This is a genomic window from Aphanothece stagnina RSMan2012, assembly GCF_046764815.1.
Classification (GTDB): Bacteria; Cyanobacteriota; Cyanobacteriia; order PCC-6307; family Cyanobiaceae; genus NIES-981.
On record NZ_JBKOUC010000051.1, the window covers coordinates 1 to 4,973 of the forward strand.

The 4,973-nt window shown below is 63.8% G+C and carries 4 protein-coding genes; 1 reads left to right on the forward strand and 3 read right to left on the reverse strand.

Translation table 11 applies throughout. The features are described from left to right. On the reverse strand, window positions 1–764 hold a 764-nt coding region (locus ACLNEE_RS16440; protein ID WP_412007403.1), incomplete at its 3' end, for a UvrD-helicase domain-containing protein. After that, window positions 761–3,610, reverse strand: coding sequence for a PD-(D/E)XK nuclease family protein (locus ACLNEE_RS16445; protein WP_412007404.1), 2,850 nt, complete (start codon window positions 3,608–3,610; stop codon window positions 761–763). The genes ACLNEE_RS16445 and ACLNEE_RS16440, both read right to left, overlap by 4 nt. A gap of 77 nt (window positions 3,611–3,687) precedes the next feature. Here ACLNEE_RS16445 and ACLNEE_RS16450 point away from each other — a divergent pair, with 77 nt between their 5' ends. Next, a complete protein-coding gene (locus ACLNEE_RS16450) occupies window positions 3,688–4,317 on the forward strand; it encodes a hypothetical protein (RefSeq protein ID WP_412007405.1) in 630 nt (209 codons plus the stop codon). On the opposite strand, the gene ACLNEE_RS16455 is transcribed toward ACLNEE_RS16450, so the two are convergent. Further along, window positions 4,314–4,973, reverse strand: a 660-nt coding sequence (locus ACLNEE_RS16455) for a hypothetical protein (protein ID WP_412007406.1), incomplete at its 5' end; no start/stop codon positions are given. The two genes, ACLNEE_RS16450 and ACLNEE_RS16455, sit on opposite strands and share 4 nt — an antisense overlap.

A 4,973-nucleotide genomic window follows, 5' to 3' on the forward strand; every position in this document is an offset into this window, starting at 1 on the left:
ATCTCCGCGACCGTGCCTTTGCCAATCAGCCATGCGGGCCCTGAGTTTTTGTGTTCCCGGCGGTAAGCGTGCAGAGCTTCGCTGAGCGGGACGCCCGGGGTGAGTTCAAACCCGGGCAACGAAGGGGCCATGACCTGCGCCCACGCCCGATCGAAGGCATCGGGGTCGGCCACCCACTGCGCCAGATCATCACGGGTGTACACGCCACTGCGCATCGCTTTAACCAGGCGCTCCATCCGATCGCGCACATCGCCATCGGTGGCGCGCTGCAGAGCACCAAACGGCGAATACTGCGGCTTGCTCATGGCCTGAAGCAGGCGGGCCAATCGCGGGTCGGCATCGGCAGGCAGTAGGCACCGGCGAATGGAATCGGCCATCCGCTCGGTGGTGCCCGCTTCGTCCAGGAGCTCAAAATCGGGATCGATCCCCAGGTGCAGCGCGTTTTCTCGTACCAAACGCTCGCACAGACTGTGAAGGGTTTGGATCGGGCCAGTTTCGGCGGCTTGAGCGGCTTCGGTCATCCCGCGATCGCGCAATCGGCGCACGATTCTCCGCTTCATTTCGCCCGCCGCTTTACGGGTAAAGGTCACGGTCAAAATCTGAGATGGGGCCACTCCATCTTGCACCAGGCGCACGTACCGCTCGGCCAGAACGGTAGTCTTCCCGGCTCCGGCCGAAGCCACCACCGCCAGCATCGGCGAAGGCGATTCGACCGCTTGGGCTTGCGGAACCGTCAGGCGCGGCGTCGCGTCTCCGGGGGTCACGGCGAGACCTCCTCGCGGTAGGTTTGGCTCTGACGGCAAAGGCCGGCGTAATGGCAGGTGGCGCAGTGCGGCCCGGGGATCGCCAAATCCAAATCAAGCGTGAGCCGCCCCACCAAATGGTATGCCCGTCCGGCGGTCAGAACCTCGCGATGAAACACAATCGGCGGCATGGTGTGATGACGCTTCCGGCCCTTGTTGTCGATCCCCCACGGGCCATACCATGCCCCCACTGACCAAATGGTGGGCCCACCGTTGATCCCCCACGTCATCAACCCCACCGAAAGGAGTTTGTCTTGATGCCGGTAGGTGTCGCGTAAGGCGTCCAGCAGCATCAAAACATGGAGCCCGGGGGTCGAAAATGGCTCATTCTTGCCAACCTCCCTCAGGCCCTCGGCTACTTCGGCCAACGAGACATCGCTCCCGATGAGCCGCTGGCCAAGACGCAAGCCCAAGACCCGGCTGGGGGATACCCACACCGCATCAAGCCGAGCCGAAGCCGTTTGAGTTTGGGGATGGGGAGCCGGATATACCAGTGTAATCTCGCTCTCCGAATCGACCCAACGGCTCTCGGGGTCGGGGGGACAACACGTCTGAAGGGTTTGCCAGAGATCGCCGACACGCTCAACCATAAGGTTGAACATGGACTCCAGATAGTTCATCTCCCATTCGGGAATCTGGGGGGCACGGCGATCCATTTCAACCTTGGCCCAGTCGGCCGCCTGCGATTCCGCTTCTTCCCGGCTGGCGCATCGCCAAATTCGAATCGCCGAGGGGGCATCCCGCCAAAAATCCATCGCGGGTCGATGAGAAGGGGGTCGCAATTCTAAGCGGTGACGCACAAAAGCGCGAAACGGACACTCGCTGGCATCGGACAAGGCCACCAGACGGGGATGCTCGTCGCGCTGCAATCGGTGCGGGGCCTTCAGCGTTTTCTCAACGAATCCCGGCGCACTCTCCGGAATCCGGGGCTGCGCCAACGCTTGCGCCAGTTCCAAATCGGCCATCAGCGTGCAGTCTTCGGGAGCCGGAGCAAAGTCGATGGGGTGGATTTTTCGGCTCAGCCGATCGCCGCCGGTCAGACGCCGAATCTCTTCTAAGTAAAACGAGGGCACGTTTTCCCGATCGCTGCCATCCCCTTCCGAATAGGAAAAGTGGAGGGCATGGCGTGCCGACCCGCACACCCGCACAAAGTCGTCGCGCTCAAGGGCGGCCAGATCGTGACTCAAGGGGAACGGCACCCGGTTGGGCCAGGCCGATGACAGCTCGCTCCGGTGCATGTCGCTCAGCACCGCGTCTTCGCGGGCTCGGCGCGGAAACACGCCTTCCATCATGCCCAGCACGAGCAGGACGGCAAAATCTTCAAGGGAATCCGAAGCCGTCGCTACCTTGATGCCGCGCTGCCCTTCGGTACACACCACATTTTCGGTGCGCCAAATGCGTTCTGCCAGACGCACAAACTGACCTAAGGAAAGAGGCGTGCTTGCCACTTCAACCACTTGGTCAATCAAGCACCGCTGCATGGCCGACATGGCCTGATGATCGCGTTTCACCAGATCGGGTGGACTTTCCACCGCGCGGTCAATGATCTCGCCCTCATCGAACAGACCGCGCAGTCGTTCCACCCAGCTGGCCAGGGCCCGAGGTTCCCGATTTTGGGATCGCCAGCGGAGAGCCCCGCGCAGCCAGCCCATGCCCTCGCCCGCTTCTTCGGCCGTTTGCAGCAAGGCCGCCCAGGGATCATCTTGGGCGTGGGCCTCAAAAGCCAGGGCCTCCAGACGCTGCGCCGCGCTCGGATCCCGACCGGTGTAGGTGCTGCGTCCCAACCCGGCTAAAACGCGCACATCGTCTCCGGCCAGGGCCTGGAGCAATTCCAGCAGAAACCGACCGAATCCGGTGGCCAGCACAGGCATAGTGACGGTCATGCGCACCGGCAGGCCAAAGCGGCGGGCCGCCGCCCGGAGCAGGGGCCCGTGCAGGTCTGGCTGACGGGTCAAGATGCCGATCTGGGTGGGCGGAACCCCCTCTTGCATGTGGCGGTGGGCGGTGCGGAGCGCCCACTCGACCTCCATCATCGGGTCGGGAGCCTGCGTGATCGTCAGATTCGGGCGCGAACCGGGTTCCTCGTCCGTGAATAACGTGTGCTCCCAGTGCGGGGCAGGCGGGGAAGCCGTCACTCCGGGACATAACCGCTGCACCGCCGCCTGAACCGCGCCAAAGCCCTCGCGATGGGGCCCCGTCCATTCAGCGATCACGGTCACGCGCACGCCTTGGCCATGCAGCCAGCGGAAGAACGCCTCGTAGGCCGGTGCGGGCGTAGCGGTCACAAACACCACCGCGTGCTTGATGGCGATGGGCTTGATCTCGGTTTCAGCCAGGAGCTGCTCGACCCGATCCACTCCAAACCCGCGTTGAAGCGGCTCGGCTACGCTGCGCACCCCCGATTCGAGCTGCGCCAGCGACTCCAGAATCGGCCGCAAATCTTCAGAAACGGCGGGAGAAGCGGCCAGATCCACCCAGTCATCTGGTCCGGTTTCGTGATAGTGAAGCAGCGTCAGCGCCTCAGCCAAAAGTCGAGCCGTGCCCGGCTGATGTCCGGCCGCAACCCAAGGATGGTCGTCATCCCAACCCCGGGCAACGTGCTGAATCATCGCCATGAGCTGCGGCGCCGTCATGCGTCGAGCTCCGGGCAGACCTCTCATGGTCGCCACCCGATCAACCAGCGCGCTCAGCGGGCACAGCTCAACGGTCTCCTCGCGCCCATCTTCCAAAATCAGATCGCGAATCGTGGCCAGCAGACTGTCATCAAAGGCGGTGACCACCGCGCCATCCGGGAGATGCTGACGCACGGCCTCGGCTAGGCCGCCACCCCCCGGACGTCGCCAGATCAAATCCGGCCCTGCGTCTGCCATAGTCAACATGCATTATGCCGCCGAAACCCCCTGCGCTGTGGACGCCCGGTCGTCGATGGGCGGGCAACCTGTTGCCGCTCCTGTTGGGTCTGCCGTTTGCTGGCCTGGCCGGCTGGGAAGTGGTGCAGAATGGCCCGACCTTTGCCGCCCTCGGTTTGGCGGTGGCCTGGACGGCCACGACCTGGCTCGCCACGAACTTCTTGGGCCTGCTGGGGAATCGCCACATGAAACGAGCCACCGAGCTCAGACTGAAAGCACAAGGCGTCGATCTGGCCGACGAGCGCTGGTTTGTGGGGTTTGCTCGGCCCAGTTACCGGGGGGCGCTCGACCCTCACGAAGATATCGGATGGCTCAATCTGCGTTCCGATGAAGTGGAGTTCATCGGCACCACCGAACGGTTTCAGCTTGATCGGGCCATGGTCACGGCGATTCGCCTGCGACCCAATCCGCACTCGTGGGTCGGGCTGGGAGGCTGGGTGAGCATCGAAGGCAAGGCGGGCGATACCGAGATCAGGATGCTGATTGAGCCGCGCGATCATCCCACCCTGTGGGCCAATCGCAAGCTCCGCCGCCGACTCTACACCCGCCTCAAGGAGTGGGCGCCCTCCGTCCCGGCTCCCGATCCCGAGCCTGACCCCGCTTAGCGATCGAAAAAGACCCCGAGTTGACTTTCGGTCGCCAAGGGGCGCTGCACCGTTACATTGAGTTCGCGCGCACCGTTGCGGGCCCGGGGAAACCGCGCCGGATAGGTGTCTTGCCCCGCCGCATCGAACAAAAAGCCCAGCGTCAGCGCACGTTCGCGGAAGGTTCCGGTCGGCGCCTCAGACGCCCGACCGAGAGCCAGGGGCCCTTGGGTTTCGTAGGTGTCGTTGCCGTTCATCTCCAGCAGCGCTCCGATCCCGTTGGCATTGCCCGCACCCAGACTCAGATTTCCGGCGCTATACAGGTCGTTTCCGGCCGATTCCAGCAGCATCCCGACCGAGAAATCGTGTCCCGCGGCCGGGCCCATGTTCATGAAAACTCGGTAGGTGTCATCGCCACCCGCATCGTGCAAATATCCGACGGCAAAGTGGGCGGCCGCTCCTTGGGCGTACCACTGCGCCGAATATTCGTCCTTGCCATCGCCATCCCACAGCATGCCGACACCGCGCCAGTAGCCCACGCCCTGGGCAAACACCGCGCCCACGTAGCGATCTTCACCGCGCAGGTCGAACAGAATGCCGGTTCCGCCGGCCAGCGAACGACCATTGATGAAGTCCATCCGCAGTCCGGTGCCCGCGCCCTGACCCATGGTCACGTT

Excerpts from the sequence above, each read along its gene's own strand:
- ACLNEE_RS16450 (WP_412007405.1), top strand. The coding sequence starts at position 3,688 with ATGCCGCCGAAACCCCCTGCGCTGTGGACGCCCGGTCGTCGATGGGCG.